This window comes from Psychrobacter sp. UBA3480, assembly GCF_002377945.1.
Taxonomy (GTDB): Bacteria; Pseudomonadota; Gammaproteobacteria; order Pseudomonadales; family Moraxellaceae; genus Psychrobacter.
In genome coordinates this window covers 122327-144047 of the sequence record NZ_DFQV01000017.1, presented here as the reverse complement: position 1 = coordinate 144047, position 21721 = coordinate 122327, and the positions used below count along the sequence as shown (strand labels likewise).

Below are 21721 nucleotides of genomic sequence, written 5' to 3'. Positions count from 1 at the left end.
CTATATCCAGCACATTATTTTGCTATTGCTGCAGTACTGATAGCGTTAAGCGCTTTTGAGATATTAGCAATCTCGGTATCGCAACCTTTTATATTGTGGCGTATCTTGAGGTAGTCAGGGTTGTTGTATGACAGCCATACTTTTTTATCGGCATCTTCGCTAATTAAGATTTTTTGCGGCAAATCAATGGCAACGGTTTGCTCACAGTTCATTAATGGCGTACCTGCTTTAGGGTTACCAAACATAACGACTTGCGTTGGTCTCAATGATAAGTCGACACTCTGTGCATTTTTCTGATGATCGACTCGCGCAAATACTTTCATACCCTTGCTTTCGATAACTGAAACCAGATTGTCTGCGGTATCTTGGACGGAGTGATTACTTTGCATGGTCACCAAGCCTTTTTCGGCATTAATAGAGGTTGTTGTGTTTGTCATAGCACCAGTGCTATTGGTTTTATCCAACAGCGTATCGATACTGGCACAAGAGGAAACGGCCACTGCTAGGGCAGCGATAGAGACGATTTTAATCATAATTACACCTATAAGTTGTCTGTAGTATGGTCAGTCCTAACTATAATGAGCAACATCGAATATTCATTGTGCGTAATCAGGTCTGTGATTGCAATACGTCTTAACAGAACGTTAAACCAAATGTTCTGCCAAATAATCTACGAGCAGTCTAATCTTTGGTGATAAATGACGGTTATGCGGATAGATGGCCCAAATGCTTTCTTCGGGCTCTCTATAATCATCAAGTAAACTGACCAACTCGCCGGATGCTAAATACTTTTGCACATAATAATCAGGCAGCTGTACGATACCCAGACCTTTTAGCGCAGCATCGACCAGACTATAGCCGCTGTTATATTGCACCGTACCAGAGACACGCAGATTCCTTTCTACGCTCGTTTGTTGGTTGTCCGTCTTACCATGAGTATTACTGTTCTCTTTTGCTTTAGTGGTATCTATAAAATGCCAGTAGTCACGAGTACCCAATAGGCAGTTATGTTGACTTAAATCACTTAAATGATGCGGTATACCGTGTTTTTTTAGATAAGAAGGTGCAGCGCAGACAAAGTTAGTACGCAGGCTAAGTTTCTTTGCCATCATCGTCGAGTCATGCAATTTGCCAATACGAATGGCCAAATCATAACCCCCTTCAATCAAATCAATTTTCTGATTACTTAAAAAGGCAGTCACTTCGATATCGTGATACTGCATCATAAAATCATTGATGAGTGGTAATAACTGCTGCTCACCATAAGTAACGGGCGCTGTTAGTTTTATCCTGCCTTGGGGCTTTGATTGTAAGTTGCTTACGGCTTGCTCAGCGGCATCCAAACCATCGAGTACACTGCGGCAGTGCTGATAGAATACGCGGCCTTCTTCGGTTAATGAGACCTTGCGCGTGGTTCGATATAGCAGTTTTATATTTAAGCGTTTCTCTAACGCGCTGATCTGGCGGCTGACTTGTGCAGTCGAGATACCCAGCTCTTTTGCACCACGCGTAAAGCTCTCGAATTCTGCGACATAGACAAACTCACTAATTCCTTCCCAGTGCATGATTATTACCAATATGTAAAAGATATTTGCAAATATAGCATATTGTTATCCGCTCAGAAATAAATATAATGGTTAGTATCAATGTAAACAGATGGTGTTTTACTGTCATCGATGCTTGCCTATAGAGGGCAGGCAAGATAAGCTCAGTCTATCTTTATTTGTTTTAACTGTAGATATAGTGACCGCCAAAATTCATAAGATGTGCTAGCAAACTTTTAAACCTGCTTGTACTTATAAAAAAACTGTTATGTCGTCAACCATAAATAACAATCAATTAAAAAGAGAGATTTTTATGTCAGATAAATTTATTAAATCAAAAGCCGCCATCGCGTGGGGTCCAAAGCAGCCACTATCTATCGAAGAAGTGGACGTCATGCTACCGCGTAAAGGCGAAGTATTGGTAAAAATCGTCGCCAGTGGTGTCTGTCACACAGACGCTTTTACCTTATCTGGTGAAGACCCAGAAGGCGTGTTCCCTGCGATTTTGGGCCACGAAGGCGGCGGTATCGTTGAGCAAGTTGGCGAAGGTGTGACCAGCGTTCAGGTCGGCGATCATGTCATTCCGTTGTACACGGCAGAATGCGGCGTTTGTAAAATGTGCCGCTCAGGTAAAACCAATCTTTGCTCGGCAGTACGCGAGACTCAGGGCAAAGGCTTGATGCCAGATGGCACCACACGTTTCTATAAAGACGGCGAGCCTATTTACCATTATATGGGTTGCTCGACTTTTTCTGAGTACACGGTTTTACCAGAGATTTCTTTGGCTAAAGTCAATAAAGAAGCGCCATTAGAAGAAGTTTGCTTGCTTGGTTGCGGCGTAACTACCGGCATGGGCGCAGTCATGAATACTGCAAAAGTCGAAGAGGGCGCTACAGTGGCTATCTTTGGTCTGGGCGGTATTGGTCTGTCAGCGGTCATCGGTGCTGCCATGGCAAAAGCCAGCCGTATCATTGCGATTGATATCAACGAAAGCAAGTTTGAATTGGCTAAAAAACTAGGTGCAACTGACTGTATCAACCCGAAAGATTATGACAAACCGATTCAAGAAGTGATCGTTGAGCTAACCGATGGCGGTGTTGATTATTCGTTTGAATGTATCGGTAATGTCGATGTTATGCGTTCAGCGCTAGAGTGCTGCCATAAAGGTTGGGGCGAGTCGGTCATCATCGGTGTGGCCGGTGCTGGACAAGAAATCTCAACCCGTCCATTCCAGTTAGTGACTGGTCGAGTCTGGAAGGGCTCAGCATTTGGCGGTGTAAAAGGTCGTACAGAACTACCAGGTTATGTCGAGCGTTATCTAGCGGGCGAGATTCCTTTACAAGACTTCATCACTCATACGATGCCAATAGAAGACGTCAACGAAGCGTTTGACTTGATGCACAAAGGCGAAAGTATCCGTACGGTTGTACACTTCTCAGAGTAATCAACAAAGACAGCAACGACGTTATTGTCTTAGAAATGCTTTGTTAAAAATAAAAAGGCTGCTTCAATATTGAAGCAGCCTTTTTTTAATATTATTTCCACACATAGCTTAGTGATTGAAAGTCTCAAGCACTCTTTTTGCTAATGATTAGATCCGCTAGTGTCGATAAATCTGATGCGGTCAAATCTGGAACTGGTACATTGGGCGCATTTAGCATCGCATTATAGGGACGGGTCAAAAATGCACCGCGACAACCTGTCGCTTGTGCACCTATAGTATCCCAGAGGTGACAGGCAACAAGACATAAGTCTGACGTATCAACGGCTAGCGTATCAGCTACCAATTGATAAGTATCAGGTGCTGGCTTGAATTTGCCAACAGTCTCAATACTAAAGTGCTGCTCAAAGTACTGACTGAGACCTGCTTTTTCTAATGGCGTTGGGGACGCACTGCTTGCTGAATTGGTCAGCGTGACCAGTCGAAACCCTGCATCACGCAAACGAGTCAGTGCTGGCGCTGCATCAGGATGCGCCGGCAACGCGTTCATTCTTTCTTTGAACTCATTGATATCGTCGTCTGTCAAAGCCACTTGTCTGATATCAGCAACCATTTGCAATGCACCAACGCCGAGCTCGCCAAAAGGCGTATAGAGACCGGATAACGTCATGGTCTGCGAGTACAGTACCAGCTGAGCGAACCATTCTCGCAGTACTCTTTGCTTGCCAAAGACACGGGTGAATAAAGGCGTTAGCGTGTCGATATCGAGCAATGTTTCGTTGACGTCGAACACAATAATCGAGGGAAAGCGTTCAGAAGACATAAAGTATCCTTTTATAGAATGACATTTTTATAACGTCAGGTGGTTTACTCAGTCATGTTGGCCAATTGCTCTAAAATACTGATGTAGTTCTCGACCCCTTGGGCACCGCTGACCAGATGACGCTCATTAAAGATAATCGCTGGTACACTTTGGATGCCTTGCTGTTGCCAATGCTGCTCTTCTGCTCGTACTTCTTTCGCAAAGAACTGACCTTCCAACACTGCCAATGATTCACTACGATCAAGCCCAGTCTCTGCTGCAATATCGGCAAGCACATTGATATCTGAGATATCTCTGTTATTGGTGAAATGCGCAGCAAACAAGGCTTGCTTTAGCTCATGCATGCGGCCTTGTTGATCAGCGAAATGTAGCAGCTGATGCAAATTGAAGGTGTTGTGCATGCGTGTATCATCATTGAAGTTAAATTTAAAGCCAACTTCTTGTCCAGCTTCAGTCATTCTGACTCGGCTAGCATCTGATTCTTGTTTAGTAGAGCCGTACTTTTCAATAATATGCTCACGTAGATTTTGACCTTCGCTTGGCATATTTGGGTTTAGCTCAAACGGATGCCAGTGGATAGTGTGAGCAGTATTGGTTTGCTCAAGCGCTGCTGCCAATTGGCGATAACCGATGACGCACCAAGGGCAGACGACGTCTGAGACGATATCTATTCGGAGTGGTTTTTCTGATGTGCTCATATTTCCTCACGGGTATTATTATGTATGTTTTGTTTGGGATATATAGATAGTGGCATATCAGTTGGAATCAAGCAGATATACCTAGTTATCAGACAACTATAACTAGTTACCATATATCAAGTCAGTTCATACTAAGAGAATGACTAAGTGATTACAATGTAGTCTGCGCAGTCGGCGTCGCCAATTCGGTAGCGTAATTGTAACCATTACTAATAAGAAAGTAGGCGTTTTTGCAATACGCTGACTCAGTCATAACAAAACCTACGAATACTTAACCAAGCAGGCATGGTCATAAAATAGCTTTTTATTTAAAGTGGCTTCGTTAAATGGCAATCGAAGAATAAAAATTCTAAGAAAGAATAAAAAATTAATATCAATAATGGAGTCACAGATGAAAAATATCACTGAAGCAATGAACTGGCGCTACAGCACAAAAGAGTTTGATACCGATAAGAAAATCTCAGCAGAAGATTTCCAAAGTCTAAAGGATATTTTGCGCCTCAGTCCTTCGAGTACCAATATTCAGCCTTGGCATTTTGTGATTGCTGATGATGAAGCTGGTAAAGCCCGAATCGCAAAAGGTACTGAGGGCATGTATGAGTTCAACGATGCCAAAGTAAAAAGTGCCTCGCACGTCATTGTATTCTGTAGCCGTGTCTATGCTGATGATGAGTTTTTGGATGACATCTTAGAAAAAGAAGATGCAGATGGTCGTTTCGCAGAGCCAAAATTTAAAGAGCAAATGCATCAGACGCGTAAAATGTTTTTAGACATTCGTCGTTATGAGCAAAAGGACGAGCCACATTGGTTGATAGAGCAATTGTATCTCAATATGGGTGCTCTACTACTAGGAGCGGCTACCCTAGGTATTGATGCGGTGCCGATGGAAGGGGCGGATTTGAAAGCACTCGATGAAGAGTTTGATTTACGTAGCAAGGGCTATACGGCTGTGGCGGTCGTGTCGCTTGGTTATCGTAGTAAAGATGATTTTAACGCTGAGTTACCAAAATCACGTTTTGATGAAGAAACAATTATTACGAAAGCATAGCCAGTTATTAGCTAAGCAAAGAACATTTTTAATAGACATATCTACTAAATATTATATGTAAAAAGTCTATTCAAGAGCCTCATAAACTGACTGTTTATGGGGCTTTTTTTATCGAGATTTACTTTGAAATAACGTTAAAAACTGAGGATAAAAAATATACCACCTATTAGCAGCGCTAACATTTCGATACTCCCGCAGATTAGAAACTACACTGGAAACCCTACAAAGTAAAAACAAAACAACTGTTTCCGTACGTCATAATAAATTTATTGACGCTGTCATTCTGAAGCGTATTTCACCATTTTATTATGTTCATCTGCCAGCGAGAAGCCAGCATGTCTACTTTGACCTTAACAATCAATAAGCAAGATTATCAGCTCGAGAATCTTGACGCCCGTACGACACTGCTCGACGTCTGTCGTCAGCATTTACAAATTACTGGACCCAAAAAGGGCTGCGACCACGGTCAATGCGGGGCTTGTACCATGCTCATCAATGGACGACGGGTTAACTCTTGTCTGACACTCGCCGTTATGCATGATGGTGATGACATTACAACGATTGAAGGCATTGGAATGCCAGAGTCACTATCGGCATTGCAGCAAGCTTTTAAGGACAATGATGCATTTCAATGCGGGTATTGTACGCCTGGTCAGATTTGTTCAGCGACCGCATTGATAGAAGAAGTGAAACAAAACTGGCCAAGCCATGTGAGCACCGACTTAAAAAATCCTGATGGTCGCCTTGTACAAGAGATTGCTGAGCGCATGAGCGGTAATATCTGCCGCTGCTCAGCTTATCCAAATATTATCAAAGCCATTTCACAAGTGCTTGAAAGCCAGGTATCAAATAGTCAAACACAAGAGCCTAGTACTCAAAAAGCAGACAACACAGTGCAAAACTCAAGCGTGACAGGTATCTGGTCACCGCCACCGAGCGAGGCGCAACTTGGCAAAACCTCAGCGAATACCAAGACAGCAACTGCTACAACAGGAGGCCGCTCATGAAACGCTTTGAATACAGTCGTGCTGATGCACCAGAGCAAGCGGCAACATCTGCCAGTACTGAGGATACGTCTTTTATCGCAGGCGGTACCAACTTATTAGACTTGATGAAATTGGAGATTGAGACGCCAATCAAATTGGTCGATATTACTCGTCTAGAGTTAGAGAAAGTTGAAACCACTGCCGACGGTGGTTTGCGTATCGGTACGCTTGTGACCAATAGCGACTTGGCAGCGCATCCTGAGGTTATTGCCAATTATCCAGTATTATCCCGAGCGATTTTGGCAGGAGCGACTGGTCAGTTGCGTAATAAAGCAACGACTGGCGGTAATTTCTTGCAGCGCACACGTTGTTATTATTTTTACCAGACAGACAGCGCTTGCAACAAGCGTGAACCGGGAACAGGTTGTCCAGCTATCAATGGCGAGAACCGTACGCTAGCTATTTTAGGCACGAGCGATGCCTGTATTGCTCAGCATCCATCTGACATGGCAGTGGCGATGCGCTTGCTGGATGCCACTATCGAGACAGTTAAAGCTGACGGATCGACTCGTTCTATCAATGTGAAGGACTTTTATTGCTTACCAAAAGATACGCCGCATATCGAAAACGTATTGGAAGCAGGTGAGCTGATTACTCACGTTGTATTACCTGCACCTGTCAAAGGTATGCATACTTATGACAAAGTGCGAGATCGCGCCTCATATGCGTTTGCGCTCGTGTCCTGTGCCGCAGTGATAGACGCTGATGATAACGGTAATCTAAAAACGGTACGATTGGCATTTGGTGGTATCGGTACGGAGCCATGGCGTAACGAGGAAGTTGAAACGTTGTTAATGGGTACTGATGGCAATAATGATGTTATCGCGCAAGCCGCCAATCTGTTATTGAATGATGCCAAAGGTAAGGGTCAAAACGACTTTAAAATACCGCTTACGCGTCGCCTACTAAAACAAGTCATTCAGCGCGCACTAGCGGGCGAGGGAGCATAATCATGTCATTATTTGAATCAATCACTCAGTCAGAACCGACCAAAAAAATGACTATGGATGAGCCTGTTGAGTCTTTATTTAGCACAACAGCGAGCAAACTGGTCGGTAAGCCAATTAACCGTGTTGACGGCTCGCTGAAGGTTAGTGGTCAAGCGCCTTACAGTGCCGAAATTCATTTGGATAATAAAGCGTACGGTGTCTTGGTCGGTGCGACCATTGCCAAAGGACAAGTCGAAAATATCGATAGCAGTTCTTTAGACGGCATTCCTAATATTATCAAGGTCGTGACGGATCCCAAGCACTTTTTGCGTAATTCTCAGCAAGGCGGATTGAAAAAAGCGCCAAAGCAGGGAGCGACTGAGATTTTTTATCATGGTCAGCCTATTGCGGTGGTCATCGCTGAAACCTTTGAAGCAGCAACAGAAGGGGCAAATGCGCTTAAAGTCACTTATAAAGATGAGACTGACCAAGCAGCATTAAATTTTACTAAAGAGTTGTCTAACGCCCATGAAGTTGATGAGAAAAAAGGCTCTGACAAAAATTATGTCCAAGGCGATCCTGAGCAAGGATTGGCTGATGCTGAGGTGACGCTTGATCGTTTCTATCATACGCCAAGTCAAAACAGCTCGGCGATGGAGCCACATGCGACATTGGCACATTGGGAAGGTGAGAAACTCGTTCTTTATACGGCTAATCAAATGCTTGCGTCTTGTAAGCAACAAGTCATGGATGCGCTAAACTTAAACAAAGATCAAGTTCAATTAATTGCACACTATGTCGGTGGTGGGTTTGGTAGCAAGCTTGGTATTGCCCCCGAATCTATTGCCGCTGCTATTGCGTCAAAAGATCTTGGTCGTCCAGTATTGATTACCATGACGCGTCCACAGGTGATGGAAGCAACGGTCAGACGCTCGAACACTCGTCAGCGCATTGCAATTGGCTGTGATAAAAATGGCGTTATCGATACGTTAATTCACGATACTATTTCTAGTAATTTGCCAGACGAGGCATTCTTTGAGCCAACTGCTTTGTCTACGCACTATCTATACAGTGGTAAAAACCGCCGTGTAAACTATGAAATGGTTGACATGAACCAAGTCTTGTCAGGTTCGATGCGTGCACCTGGTGAAGCGGTCGGTATGATTGCTGTTGAGTGTGCAATGGATGAATTGGCTGCGCAATTGGACCTTGATCCTATAGAGCTACGTCGCCGTAATGAACCCGAAAAAGACCCTAGTAAGGACATTCCATTTTCGACGCGCCAGCTAATTGCCTGTATGGAGCAAGGTGCTGAGCAGTTTGGTTGGAGTCAGCGCAACACAAAGCCTGCCAGTCAATTAGAAGGCGACTGGTGGATAGGCACGGGCATGGCTGCAGCCGCACGTGGTAATCAGTTACAGTCTTCTGAAGCGCGTGCAACTTTGCAAATCGATAAGTCAAAAGCGCTCGGTGTCAAAGCGGTTATTGAGACAGATATGACAGATATTGGTACAGGGTCTTATACTGTTTTTTCTCAGGTAGCTGCAGATTTATTAGGGTTGCCCATTGACCATATCGAGATGAAATTAGGTGATAGTGCCTTACCACCTGCATCAGGTTCAGGTGGTAGTTGGGGCGCTGCGAGTGCAGGTAGTGGTGTCTACCTCGCTTGTGAGCAGCTGCGTGAAATGCTAGCAGAAAAAGTCGGCCTATATCCTGATACGATTCAGTTAGATAATGGTCAAATTAAGCAAGTAGGCAAGCACGATTTGACAGCGGTAGAGACAGCCAAAGAGAATGGTCAAGCGTTTGCTGATAGCACGATTGATAAAATATCTGAAACCACAGGAGTCTCATTTTCAGAGAATGTATTAGAAGAACAGACAGCATCAGAAAAATATGATTTTGACAATACAGAATCATATGCGCTTGCTGACGTGATCGCAGGCTATGAGGAGCAAAAAGTCAGTGCCAAAGGTCAGATAAAGCCAGGTAAAAATGGTAAGAAGTATCGTCAGTCCTCTTTTGGTGTGAACTTTGCTGAAGTAGCCGTGCATAAGGTGACGGGTGAGATTCGAGTGAAACGTATGACGGGCGCATTTGCCGCAGGTCGTATTCTTAACCATAAAACAGCGACTTCGCAATGCTATGGCGGTATGGTATTTGGTATTGGTTCAGCGTTAATGGAAGAGGTCATCCATGATAAACGTGATGGTCGCCTGTGTAACCATGACCTCGCTGAGTATCATGTGCCAGTCAATGCCGACGTACCGCAGTTAGATGTGATATTGGTCGAAGAGGATGATCCTTATACCAACCCAATGCATATCAAAGGTATTGGTGAGACTGCTATTGCTGGTGCTGCCGCTGCAATTGCTAACGCTGTTTACAATGCCGTCGGCGTACGCGTTTATGATTTTCCGATTACGCTTGATAAGCTGCTTTACGAGATGCCAGAGTAATTTTTTAAGCCATATGTACGACAGGAACCCGCTTAATGAGCGGGTTTTTATAACTCAATCAGCAGTATATTTCGTCATTATCAAGAAAATAACTACCAAATAAGAGGCGTTATGAATCAGGTCGCTGACATTCTTAATCTGGCAATCAAAGCTAAGCAACAAGGTATTGACGCTGTATTGGCAACGGTCGTACGTACTGAAGGCTCAGCGTATCGCCGTGCTGGCGCCATGATGCTTATCTGTGAGGATGGTCGCTCAGTTGGGATGATTAGTGGGGGTTGCTTGGAGCCGCACATTATCAAACGTGCCTTTTGGCTTACTCGTAACGGTGCCAATGTGCAAGTTTATCAGACGGGTGATGACATTAAATATGCTGACGATGGCCAAGCGCAAGCAGGTGTGAAGCAAACTGAGTCTGATATATATGATGAGCCAGATAGCGACTTAGATGACGCGGACTTTGATGAGCTAAATTTTGGATTGGGCTGTAATGGGCAAGTGCATGTATTATTTGAGCGACTAACGACAGCAACGCCATTGCTAGAGACAATCCGTAATGTTCGACATACTCAGCAGCCGATTACTGTAGCGACTTTGATTCGTGCTGACGACTATCAGCATCAAGATTCTATATCGCAAAACAGTGATAATTTGCAAACTGGAATGCGTATTAATTTAGATGAATATCGCAGGTTGGGAAGCGTTTTTGCACAAGGGAAAACAGCTCTTTCAAGCATACTTGCCAATACTGTAGAAGAGTTAGCACAATATAAGCTATCTGATAAAAACGCCGAATATGTGATGGTGGAAAATGACGACGTAAATACAGAGTGGCTTGTGCAACATTTGCAACCACAAGTGCGTCTATTGATTTGCGGCGCAGGTAATGATGTGATGCCACTGGTGACCATGGCCAAGCTACAAGATTGGCATGTGACAGTTATAGATAGCCGCGCGCAATATGCGACGCGTATGCGGTTTCCTCAAGCAGACGTTGTGATGTCGCTATCTTTAGACGACAGTGAGACTTTGCTTAAGCTTAGTAGTAACGCAGCAGTTGCTTTGATGTCACACAGCTTGAGTCAAGATCGTGCTCGCCTAGCAATACTACTCAAGCATCCAGACAATTATAAATACTTAGGACAGTTAGGGCCGCGCTATCGTACCGAACGCTTAATTAATGAGATTAGCATAAACCTTAGCAATCCTACTATGTTAGAAGCTGGTATTCATAAATTGCATTATCCGATTGGTTATAAGCTGGGCGGAGACGGCCCTGAGGCACTCGCGCTTGGCATCATGGCAGAAATAAATACGGTCATGCACAATCAAACTGCCTCAATAAGTGGCTCACACAGTAGTTTCTCAAATATCTCAGCGGTGAGTAGTGATACGGATGCCAATACTGTCCAGAGTGGCGTATGAGTAAGCGTGCATTTACAGAAGGTGCTGAGCATACAGAGAGTACTGAACAGCAGAGCCAAAACCATGCGGTCATTATCTTAGCAAGCGGCCTCAGTCAGCGTCTCGGTCAACCTAAGCAGCTACTCGTTAAGAATGGCGAGCCATTGATTACTTATATGAATCGATTGGCAATAACGACCAATCCGCAAGCCATCGCCGTTGTCATTCCTGATAACCATCGTTTGATTGCTAGTGCGATTACAGCGTTGGCCAATCAATATCCAACGGTTCAGATAGTGGTGAACTCACAAGCTGATACTGGTATGGCGTATAGTTTGAGTTTAGGTATTGAGACAATTGTTGCTTTTGAATCGACTTCAATCGATCGAGTGCTAATCATGGGAATAGATCAAGTATTGTTAGATAAGCTACATCTAACCGCTTTGCTAGCGGGCAAGCAGACGGTAGTGGCCAGTCGCTATCACAGTTGGCAAGATTTAGCGAAACATCAAAATCGAGATGAAACGGTATCTGATATCATAGGTCTGCCTTTAGCAATTAACTATAAACTGCTGAGACAGTGGCAGTCAGAATTGATAGGAGATAAAGGGCTTCGTCACCTCATTAGAGGATTGCCCGCTGATCAAATAGGTGAGGTCGATAATGACCAACTTAGCTACGATATTGATACACCTGAGCACCTAGTATTTGCCAAACAACAAGGCTGGCTTAATAGCTAGCCCGATTAATTTAATTGGTTTTGAACAGTATTCATTTTGAACAACGAAATGCGAGAGAATAAAATTATAAATACGATAGAAACCGAACGACTGTACCTACGACAGTGGCAAGCGAGCGACTTTGCGCCATTCGCTGAGATTAATGCTGACCCTGAAGTAATGGAATACTTTCCTAAGCTATTAACTACTTCCATGAGTAATACTATCGCCAAGAAATGCCAGTCGCTGATTGATGATAATGGGTGGGGTTTTTGGGCAGTGAGTCTAAAAGAAACAGATGCTTTTATCGGTATGGTTGGGTTAAATCATGCGCATGCCGATATGCCGTTCTCTCCTGCTGTCGAGATTGCTTGGCGATTGCACAATGATTATTGGGGATTAGGGTATGCGACAGAGGCGGCAAGGGCTTCATTGAATTTTGCATTCGATACATTAGGACTAGATGAAGTCGTTGCCTTTACTGCCGTTATCAATAAGCGCTCACAATTGGTTATGGAGCGCCTTGGTATGACCAATACACAGGAGGATTTTTTTCACCCTATGCTTGAGTCTAATCATCGGCTCGCTGAGCATGTGCTGTACAAAATTACTCGGCAGCAATGGTAGGATACTGTGCTCACTTAATTGCATTGATGGTTGTCTTTTACTCTGTTTGGCTACTATTATCTCGCGAAAACGTCAGAATATGCCCTTTAAACGGCAAGTCTAGATAAGTCGTATTTTCAGGTTTTACATGCTTACTACTAAAGCCAAATTCAGTCATCTTATTGGTTAGTTTGTTTTTGCGACCGCGACCAGGATCGACCACGATGACCTCGCAAGTCGGCATAGCATGACGGTCAATGAACTCAGCTAATATATCAATGTGTTGGTCTTCATAGAGCAAGTCACTGCCGATAATCATATCAAACTTGCCAAGATGGCTATTGTCTTCTGCCCAATCTAAACGCTCAAAATTAATCTCTTTATTATTATTCAGCGTGGTATTCCTATCAAGGAAATACTCAACCGTTGGATGATAGTCAGTCGCTGTGATGTCCGCATGTCTATGATTCAGTAGCAGACTAGAGAGCGCCATACCGCAGCCAACTTCCAAAATACGTTTGCCTGTAATATCGTAATCGAGCATATGATTGGCCAGCACCAAGCTTGAAGGCCATATCACCCCAAACATCGGCCAAGAAGCGGAGCAGATACCCAGATTTAACGCTTCGTCATCAGGGTCACTAAATTGTTGATTGTCACGTAGTGTGCAAATATGAATGTCGGTATTGCCAATTTCAATCGTTTGATAACGCACGCGCACAGTGGTCAGCGAAGTCATAAACTGTCCTAAAAAATAAGCAAGAATGCAAGGTTTGGCAGGGGTTGCCGATTTCGGTAGGGTACAACATTGGAAAAGATGATGAAAATATTGGAAGCTGTATAGATGTTTGAATGGTTAGAGATTTGTGGCAACTTAAGTTGTGGCAAGAAAATACTTAAGTGTATGAGAAGAGTATGACCTAAATTCTGACAAGTTATTGTTAATTCTGAGAGTATTGTTATTGCTGCGTAGAGTTAGCCGATACTAGAGAGTGATATAGGTAAGAATGATACGAAAAATACTTATATGAGAATAAACAGTACGCTTAACTTTAGCTAAGCGCACTGTTTATTCTCGCGTAAAAGATCGAGCTTAAGCAACAAATCAGACGATACAGTGGAATGAATTAAGCGAATTAAATCAGTTAAGAAACCTCCTTAGTTAAGAAATCTCAATCCAGAGGTTTTAAGGGCCCATACTAGCTCGACAAAGGCACGACTGTTGGTCAGAGGTTCGCCATCGATGATGAGAACGTAGCCTGCATTATCTATCCATAAAAACACAAAGCTGGTCTCAGGAATGAGTAGGTCGACCTGTTGAAAAAACGAGATTGCCTGACTCTCTACTGCCCACCCACGTTGCTTTTGGCGGAGCATAAAGCCTGAAAAATCAGCGGCGGCGACACTGAGCATGTCCGCTTCTTCTTGACTATAGCCAACTCGCGCTAAACAAAATCCTTCATCAGAGCCGATCGCGGCTCGGCGTTTACCAGATAAGCTCGCCACGACATAAGGCAAAAACTGGTCTAATGGCAAGTTAGGCGCTGGTAAAAACAGTGACAGCTTTTCAATCCAACCTTTTTCGATAAAGCTCTGTAGCCATTGTTCAGAATAGCGCTGAAGCCAGTCAGCGGCGAGCAGTGTCTGATCATAAGATAGCAAATTCTGTAATGCTAGCTGCTCATCAGTCGGTTCGTTCTGTGAAAACGCCTCAAAAATACCAGCTGGCGTCAGGGTAAGATAGGTTTTATCAGCATTTAAGTAAGAGGACATAGTAACTACCATTATGATAAAAGTGATTGATAAGTGACAAATTAGGCTTTCAGATCGTTGAGTTCAAATAATTTTGATACAAGGAAACCGAGCGTAAGTTATACATTAGTATGCTTAGCGAGGATGACGACGTAGCGGATTTATATGGATTTGACTATAGTTTGATCGAGATGTTGTTGGCAGTTGTCCCAGCGCGCATCGAACTGCCAGTCACTTCTACCCAAGCGAAACCATACCAGCGAAAACGCAAGGCGATCATTGCGCGCAGTACAATGGGCAAAAAACTCATTTTCGATTTGCTCAATCGTACCCCAGTCTTTGTCCTCACGCGCTTGCATCAGCTCAGTGGTGATGTCTTTAGCGATTTCTCGGGCATCATCGCTGCTGATACGCAGCCGTTGCTTTTGCTCATTGAGAGAAGGAGATATCAGCACACTCCAACGAGTGGCCAACATACTATTGCGCTGAATGTATCTTTTTTTATCAATGCACTCGCGAAAGCCTTGCTGGACATGAGGATACAAACGATCTTTGATACGAGTAAATAGATTGTTTACATCATATGGGATATCAAACCAGCACCCATAAAAAAAGTCCGCTACAGCACCTTGTAACGGCTCTTTCTCCGTCAATAGCAAAGCTGCATTGATGCGCTGCTCATGAAAGTGACGGTTGTTGGGTGCCAAAAATACTTTACGAGAGTAAAACCGAAATACTCGGTGTGCGACTCTTTCATTTTCTTTAATAAGGTCTGAATCAGACATAATAATACCCTTCTATCATCGCTATTATTACGACGGTGCTTGCTTCAGTGGTAATGATGTCATACGACAAGCGATGATGTAATCCAGAGAAATAGCGCTTGATATCAATACAATGATTGAGCGACTAATCCAATAATGTCTGCATCAAATCAATCATAAATTCGGCATCTTCTTCGCTCATTGGCTCAAATCCTTGAGGCATGCCAAGCTCAGCCAATGCTTCTTTACCATCGTCATCGTTGTGCAAATTGAGGATGGCTTCTAGAAAGATTTGTGCATCGGGAAAGTCTTCTTTGACTAGTAACACATGACTGATATCAGCCAAGTCACTTTCGATAAGTACTGACAGCTGAGTCTTGGTCAAGCGTGAGAAGCTATGAAATATCTCTGCCAAAAAGAACGCGACTTGGGCTTCACCTTTGATGACTTTGCGGGCAGCCGCTTGATAGGTCTCGGTCACATCCCAGTTGAGATCAGAGGCTTCTATATCGACGGCTTCTAGCAATCGCAAACCAATCAGTTTGACATCTCGGTTGTCAGCCATCGCGACAGTAGCCCCTACTTGAATGTCTTCCAAACGGCTAATAGCGCTATTGGCTGCGGCTGCAATGACCATCTCATCAGATTTGCCGATAGGTCGGGCAATGGCTCGATAGCCTTGCTCTCGAATGAGAGTGGCTGCATCAAAAGGGTTGGCATAAATGATTTGAATGTCACCAGCATCAATGACCTGCTCTTGCTCAGCGTGAGAGGCAGGGATATTGAGATGCATGTTTAAGTTGGCACGTTTTTGAATCAAGGTGTTGAACATGTGCCAGCCTGCAAAGCGATCAGGCGAGAAATCAGGGGCGATTAACATATTGTGTGTCGTCATGACTTAGCCTTCCTCATCTTGTTTCATTTGGGCATATTGAGTCATCGCCGCTTCAATTTTGCTGCGTGATGGTTTGCGTCGTACCGAGGTGTAGCCGACGATTTCGCCGCGACGCACGTTAGGCACCACAGTGGCATAGACCCAATAATGACTGCCGTCTTTGCATAAGTTTTTGACATAGCCATGCCATTTTTGTCCAGACTCAGCAGTACTCCATAAGTCTTTATAGGCGGCTTTTGGCATATCAGGATGACGCAAAATATAGTGCTGTTGGCCAATCAATTCATCTATATGATAGCCACTGATTTCGACAAAGGCGTCGTTGACGTGAGTGATGATACCGTCGAGATTGGTACGCGAGACAATCAGCTTACCGTCTGGGTAGGGGCGCTCTATACCAGTATCATAGACAGTCCGTGATGTGCCATCATGATAAGTCATCGTGATTTGCTCAGCAGGCATATCGGGTTTGTGTGCATCAGGGATTGGAGAACCCATGGTCATCTCCTTCGTTGATCGTTATGTAGTCAATCCTCTATAAATTGGATACGGTGTCAGCCTTGCTTAGCCTACTACTTGTAGTACTCTCACTCGGCTTCCTTGTATTCAAACTATATTGAACCGACTATATTTATAGTAATTAAAAGCTAATAAATTCGATAAGCAGTCGCCAATCAAATAAGCTTTGCCAATGCTTCTGAGGCGCGCTTAATATCTAGGAATATTAAGCCAAGCTTGGCATTGGGTTTTGCCATGATGGTGAGTACCGCTTCATCGCCTGATGAGGTCATGATGACGTAGCCTTTCTCGCCTTGAATCATAATGCGATCAATACTACCGCGTGCCAACTCGCGTCCTGCACGATCACCCAATGATAATAATGCTGCTGACATAGCACCCACGCGATCTTCATCCACGCCGGTTGGTAGAGCTGAAGCAATCATAAGACCATCGTTAGAGATTAGCGCAGATGCTTCAACATCTGCTGATGAACTGTTTAAGTCTTCCAATATCTGCTGAAATGAATCTGTACGCATATCGCTTTCTCTATACTGTTTGTTAATTTTTATTTATGAACTATAGTTAGCCAAAAATAACCCTGTTTAAAAAAGGGTATTATAAATCCTTACTAATAATATTGATATAGTAAATCCCTATTTAAAGTAAGGTTATTAAGGTTTTTTTCTTCAATTTCATAAAATTTGCAACATTGTTATTAAAAAAGCCCCAATCATTAAATGACTGGGGCTTTTTTAATGATAATAAGTGAAGGTAGGTTGATTACATTGTGTCGCGCCATTGTCCTTGAACCATGATACCTTGGATAGGGTTTAAGCCCATCTGATAGGCCAAGTCAGCGGGACGAGCGATATCCCATAGCGCTAAATCAGCATCACAGCCCACTTCTATTCTACCCTTATTAGATAGTCCTAAAGCCTGTGCTGCATAAACAGTCGAGCCTGCCAGTACTTCTTCGGGTGTCAGGTAAAACAGTGTACAGCCCATGTTCATCGCCAATAACAGCGACGTCAACGGTGAGGTGCCAGGATTACAGTCGGTTGAAATAGCCATAGGGACTTGATGTTTACGTAATGCCTCAATCGGTGGCAACTTGGTGTCACGTAGCGTATAAAATGCCCCTGGCAATATCACGGCAACGGTATTGCTAGCCGCCATTTTCTTGATGTCTTCTTCTGACAAGTGCTCTAGATGATCGCTCGACAGTCCTTTATATTCAGCAACTAAGGCACTACCACCTATATCGGACAGCTGCTCAGAGTGCAGTTTGACTGGTAAATCTAAAGATCGTGCGACCTCAAAGACTCGCCTGATTTGCTCTGTACTAAATGCGATGTTTTCACAAAATCCATCGACCGCATCGACCAAGTCCTCTGAATGCAGAATCGGCAGCCATTCGCAGACTTGCTCAATATAGTCATCTGCACGATTTTTATACTCAGGTGGCAAGGCATGAGCCGCCAAATACGTGGTACTTACATGAATGTCGTACTTTTCACCAAGCTGGCGAGCGACCGTAAGCATTTTGCGTTCAGTGTCTAAGTTCAAGCCATAACCAGATTTAATTTCGATACTGGTAACGCCTTCTTTCATAAGTGCGATTAAGCGTTTTTCACTTTGTGCAAATAGCGCTTCAATACTGGCAGCGCGAGTGGCACTGACCGTCGCGACAATACCGCCGCCTTGTGCGGCAATGTCTTGATAACTAGCGCCTTGTAATCGTGCTTCAAACTCATTGCTACGGTTGCCGCCATAGACGATATGCGTATGACAGTCAATAAGCCCTGGGGTTATCCATTTACCATCCACGTCTGTGATTTGGCTATCTTGATATTTAGGCAGATGAGTATCGATTTGGTCATGTGCCCCAATCCAAGCGATTTTGCCACTTTTGATACCAATAGCCGCGTTCTCTAACTGACCGTATGGGATATTATTAGCATCTGAATTATCGTAAATATCGAAACCATAGTTCGCTGAAAACGTCGCAATGTTGGCATTGATAATGAGTTGATCAAACGATGTCATAGTAGATTCGTCGAGCGTCTGCTCTTTAAAATTTTCTGATTCATTCATAATAGGCTCCTAATTATTGGGAGGCGAGTGATCTTTTGTCTTAAGATCTTTGTTTGTAAGACCTAGGCGCTAAGTAAGTGCTGCTCTACAATAGTGGCCAGTAAGCGAGCAGCGACTTTGCAGCTACGACTGTCAATATCAAAGGTAGGGTTAATCTCAGCAAGGTCTGCCATTTTTACTTTGCCTGATGCCATGATGGTTTTGACCATACGCTCAACGAAACCCAGCTCAATGCCAAAGGCGGCAGGTGCGCTCACACCTGGGACGACACTAGATGGTAAGCAGTCCATATCGATGGTTAGATACACAATATCGACCTGATCTACAAAGCTTTTGACCCGCTCAGCAAGTGTATCCCAAGGCTGATAGTGACAGTCTTCATCACTAATGACCTGTACGCCCAATTGCTCAGCACGATCAAAGAGAGCTGCCGTATTAGAAAAGCGACTGACGCCAATACAGCAATAATGAAAGGGTTGACCATGTGCGTCAAGATGCTCGGCAATCTGGCGAAATGGTGTCCCAGAAGTCGCTACATCCGACTGACGAATATCAAGATGAGCATCAAAATTAATAATCCCAATAGTAGGCGCTGTGTTTGTGCTGATAGTTGTTTCGCTAGTATTTTCTAAGGCCTGCCATAATCCCAAAAAACTACCATAAGCGATGGCATGACCACCGCCAAGTCCGATGGGTAGACCACCTTGCTTGACAATAGTGCTCACTGCATCAGCATATTTAATCTGAGCTTGCTCAAGGGTGCTCTCGGCAAGGCCATCATTATCATCACAATGAATGTCACCAGCATCACCCAATAAGGTTGATAATTGACCATCAAAACGTTGTTGCAATTCAGCGATGACTGGCAGCGTAGCCAAAGCTCGACGAATCAATGGTGGAGCAGCTCTAGCACCTATGCGGCCTTGATTGCGTCTGACGCCTTGATCACAGGCAAAGCCAATTAGCCCAATATTTTGATCCTCGTAAGGCTGAGCAAGCTGATACCAATAGCGGGCACGCGCAGTCTCAAATGGCTCTGTACGTCCTATCCACTGGGTCATATCAGCAGGTGTATGGCTAATGTGAGTGGTATTCGGTGCTGTTGTTCTCGTTATTGTCATCACTGCTCTCCGCCCATTAATCTTTATTTAGACTCGTACCAATCGCTGCGTAGTGACTGCCAATGTTCAGCAAGCGTACCGTCTAATATCAGCTGCTTGGCTGCTTCGATATCTGGGGCGAGGTAGCGATCTTTATCATAGAAAGTCACTTTCTCACGTAGTTTCTGATGTGCCACAGTCAGCGGCTCTGACGTATCTAGTCCACGATGGAAGTCGATACCTTGACCAGCAGCCAATAACTCAATACCGATGATAGTGGCAGTGTTTTGTGCCATCTCGTATAGGCGTCGTGCGCAATAGGTGGCCATAGACACATGGTCTTCTTGATTAGCAGAGGTCGGGATACTATCGACACTGCCTGGATGGGCGATAGATTTGTTTTCTGAGGCCAGCGCTGCGGCCGTCACATGCGCAATCATAAAGCCTGAGTTGACCCCAGCATTATCGACCAAGAATGGCGGCAGACCACCTGATAAAGTGGCATCAATTAGCAAAGCGACACGGCGCTCAGACATCGAGCCAATCTCAGCGATTGCTAAGGCTAAAATATCCGCGGCAAAAGCCACAGGCTCAGCATGGAAGTTACCACCTGAGATAGCGACAGGGCCATCTTCGTTATTAAAGATAAGTGGATTGTCAGTTACGGCATTGGATTCTATTAGCAGAGTTTTCCCTGCTTGGTTGATGATATCAAGACAGGCACCCATGACCTGTGGCTGACAGCGTAGGCAGTAAGGGTCTTGCACTCTATCGTCTTGCTCGCCGTCATGTGAGGCACGGATAGCACTGCCTTTGATTAGTTGACGATGTGCTTTGGCGATTTCGATTTGACCATGATGGCCACGTACTTCATGAATACGCGCATCAAATGGTGAATCGGATCCTTTTGCAGCATCAATCGACATCGAGCCAACAATAGTGGCGGTCTCAAGCAAATCACGCGCTAAAAAATAACCACGTAATGCCAGTGCAGTTGATACTTGCGTACCGTTGATTAGTGCAAGGCCTTCTTTGGCTGCCAATGTGATTGGCTTAAGTCCATGCTGCGCTAGAGCATCAGCAGCAAGTACTTTTTTGCCAGCGACAAACACATCACCTTCACCCATCATCGCAAGCGTCATATGTGATAATGGTGCTAGGTCACCAGATGCACCAACTGAACCTTTGGCTGGGATATTGGGTGTGATTTGATTATTGATTAAGCCAAGTAAGCTATCAACTACCTCGCGGCGTACACCAGAGACACCTTGCGCCAGACTGGCAACTTTCATCACCATAATCAGTCGTACCACGCCATCTGGTAGCGCGTCACCAGTACCCACTGAGTGAGAAACGATCAGGTTACGCTGAAGTAGCTCAAGCTGATCATCACTGATACGTGTCTTTGCTAACAGGCCAAAACCGGTGTTGATACCGTATGCGCTTTTGTCTCGTGCAATGATGGTACGTACATCTTCGTGCGAGGCATCTATCGCCTCATAATCACTTTCGGGTAGTGTCAATATGACAGGCTGCTCGTAGATATCACGTAGCATTTCAAAGCTAAGCTGGCGAGGATGTAGGGTTAGTTGTTTGATGTCGTTCATAGGGGTAATCCTAGTATTGTAAGTCATATAGTCGATTCAATTTAAAAGTATTACAGCGTTAACCTCGCTTGAAGTATTACATATACATCTACACTCGGTTGCCTTGTACTACTTTTAAATTGAATCGACTATGTGGGTTATATTATTTTTGTTTAGGGCGTGTCCTCATTTTAAAAATGGTGATAAAAATGAGATAAATTGCCGTCAAACAAGGAAAATAGTGCAGATAATATCGAGATATTGACCAACTATTTGACGAGGTTTGGCAAAATTTAGCTGTTTTTAGCC

General features: G+C 44.2%; 21 protein-coding genes. 8 read left to right on the top strand and 13 right to left on the bottom strand.

The genetic code is table 11. The features are described 5' to 3' along the window. Positions 1-14: 14 nt before the first annotated feature. The gene (locus B2863_RS06795; protein WP_296208532.1) at positions 15-533 is read right to left on the bottom strand and encodes a DUF302 domain-containing protein; all 519 of its coding nucleotides are present in this window, start codon (positions 531-533) and stop codon (positions 15-17) included. 111 nt (positions 534-644) lie between these two features. Continuing rightward, entirely contained in the window at positions 645-1565 is a 921-nt protein-coding gene (locus B2863_RS06790) for a LysR family transcriptional regulator (protein ID WP_296208530.1), read from the bottom strand. 292 nt (positions 1566-1857) lie between these two features. Between B2863_RS06790 and B2863_RS06785 the strand changes: the two genes are divergently transcribed. Further along, positions 1858-2988, top strand: a complete 1131-nt coding sequence (locus B2863_RS06785) for an S-(hydroxymethyl)glutathione dehydrogenase/class III alcohol dehydrogenase (protein ID WP_057761290.1) — start codon at positions 1858-1860, stop codon at positions 2986-2988. Between the two features lie 124 nt (positions 2989-3112). On the opposite strand, the gene B2863_RS06780 is transcribed toward B2863_RS06785, so the two are convergent. Together B2863_RS06780 and B2863_RS06775 are read right to left on the bottom strand one after the other, a co-directional pair. Then, a complete protein-coding gene (locus B2863_RS06780) occupies positions 3113-3808 on the bottom strand; it encodes a haloacid dehalogenase type II (protein ID WP_296208528.1) in 696 nt (231 codons plus the stop codon). 44 nt (positions 3809-3852) lie between these two features. Beyond that, positions 3853-4506: a DsbA family oxidoreductase gene (locus tag B2863_RS06775; RefSeq protein ID WP_296208525.1), complete on the bottom strand. Its 654-nt coding sequence runs from the start codon at positions 4504-4506 to the stop codon at positions 3853-3855. Positions 4507-4897: 391 nt separating this feature from the next. Here B2863_RS06775 and nfsB point away from each other — a divergent pair, with 391 nt between their 5' ends. The 7 genes from nfsB (at position 4898) to B2863_RS06740 (ending at position 12741) form a co-directional block, all read left to right on the top strand. Next, positions 4898-5554, top strand: a complete 657-nt coding sequence (nfsB, locus tag B2863_RS06770; protein WP_296208523.1) for an oxygen-insensitive NAD(P)H nitroreductase — start codon at positions 4898-4900, stop codon at positions 5552-5554. Positions 5555-5889: 335 nt separating this feature from the next. Then, complete coding sequence (locus tag B2863_RS06765) at positions 5890-6561, top strand: 2Fe-2S iron-sulfur cluster-binding protein (protein WP_296208520.1); 672 nt, start codon at positions 5890-5892, stop codon at positions 6559-6561. Next, the gene (locus tag B2863_RS06760) at positions 6558-7550 is read left to right on the top strand and encodes an FAD binding domain-containing protein (protein ID WP_296208519.1); all 993 of its coding nucleotides are present in this window, start codon (positions 6558-6560) and stop codon (positions 7548-7550) included. Before B2863_RS06765 ends, B2863_RS06760 begins: the two co-directional genes overlap by 4 nt. Before the next feature lie 2 nt (positions 7551-7552). Further along, positions 7553-9991, top strand: coding sequence for a xanthine dehydrogenase family protein molybdopterin-binding subunit (locus B2863_RS06755; RefSeq protein WP_296208517.1), 2439 nt, complete (start codon positions 7553-7555; stop codon positions 9989-9991). Between the two features lie 111 nt (positions 9992-10102). Further along, on the top strand, positions 10103-11416 hold the full coding sequence (locus tag B2863_RS06750; protein WP_296208514.1) for an XdhC family protein: 1314 nt from the start codon (positions 10103-10105) through the stop codon (positions 11414-11416). Further along, positions 11413-12135, top strand: coding sequence for a nucleotidyltransferase family protein (locus B2863_RS06745; protein ID WP_296208508.1), 723 nt, complete (start codon positions 11413-11415; stop codon positions 12133-12135). Before B2863_RS06750 ends, B2863_RS06745 begins: the two co-directional genes overlap by 4 nt. Positions 12136-12183: 48 nt before the next feature. After that, complete coding sequence (locus B2863_RS06740; RefSeq protein WP_296208505.1) at positions 12184-12741, top strand: GNAT family N-acetyltransferase; 558 nt, start codon at positions 12184-12186, stop codon at positions 12739-12741. Between the two features lie 37 nt (positions 12742-12778). On the opposite strand, the gene B2863_RS06735 is transcribed toward B2863_RS06740, so the two are convergent. The 9 genes from B2863_RS06735 to hutH all read right to left on the bottom strand — a co-directional run bounded on the left by B2863_RS06735 (position 12779) and on the right by hutH (position 21433). Continuing rightward, positions 12779-13459 carry a class I SAM-dependent methyltransferase gene (locus tag B2863_RS06735; RefSeq protein ID WP_102090410.1) on the bottom strand — a complete coding sequence of 227 codons (681 nt, stop codon included), beginning with the start codon at positions 13457-13459 and terminating at the stop codon, positions 12779-12781. A gap of 419 nt (positions 13460-13878) precedes the next feature. After that, positions 13879-14493 carry a hypothetical protein gene (locus B2863_RS06730; protein ID WP_296208500.1) on the bottom strand — a complete coding sequence of 205 codons (615 nt, stop codon included), beginning with the start codon at positions 14491-14493 and terminating at the stop codon, positions 13879-13881. 140 nt (positions 14494-14633) lie between these two features. Then, entirely contained in the window at positions 14634-15257 is a 624-nt protein-coding gene (locus B2863_RS06725; RefSeq protein ID WP_296208498.1) for a hypothetical protein, read from the bottom strand. 124 nt (positions 15258-15381) lie between these two features. Next, positions 15382-16131 carry a PhnD/SsuA/transferrin family substrate-binding protein gene (locus B2863_RS06720; protein WP_296208496.1) on the bottom strand — a complete coding sequence of 250 codons (750 nt, stop codon included), beginning with the start codon at positions 16129-16131 and terminating at the stop codon, positions 15382-15384. A 3-nt stretch (positions 16132-16134) separates the two neighbouring features. Then, the gene (locus B2863_RS06715) at positions 16135-16629 is read right to left on the bottom strand and encodes a PAS domain-containing protein (protein WP_296208494.1); all 495 of its coding nucleotides are present in this window, start codon (positions 16627-16629) and stop codon (positions 16135-16137) included. Between the two features lie 176 nt (positions 16630-16805). Then, a complete protein-coding gene (locus B2863_RS06710) occupies positions 16806-17168 on the bottom strand; it encodes a roadblock/LC7 domain-containing protein (protein ID WP_010201036.1) in 363 nt (120 codons plus the stop codon). A gap of 244 nt (positions 17169-17412) precedes the next feature. Then, a complete protein-coding gene (hutI, locus tag B2863_RS06705) occupies positions 17413-18726 on the bottom strand; it encodes an imidazolonepropionase (RefSeq protein ID WP_296208492.1) in 1314 nt (437 codons plus the stop codon). A 62-nt stretch (positions 18727-18788) separates the two neighbouring features. Further along, positions 18789-19847 (bottom strand): formimidoylglutamase, encoded by a 1059-nt coding sequence (gene hutG / locus B2863_RS06700; RefSeq protein WP_296208490.1) that lies wholly within the window; start codon positions 19845-19847, stop codon positions 18789-18791. A 23-nt stretch (positions 19848-19870) separates the two neighbouring features. Continuing rightward, a complete protein-coding gene (gene hutH / locus B2863_RS06695) occupies positions 19871-21433 on the bottom strand; it encodes a histidine ammonia-lyase (RefSeq protein WP_296208488.1) in 1563 nt (520 codons plus the stop codon). Positions 21434-21721: the final 288 nt, after the last annotated feature.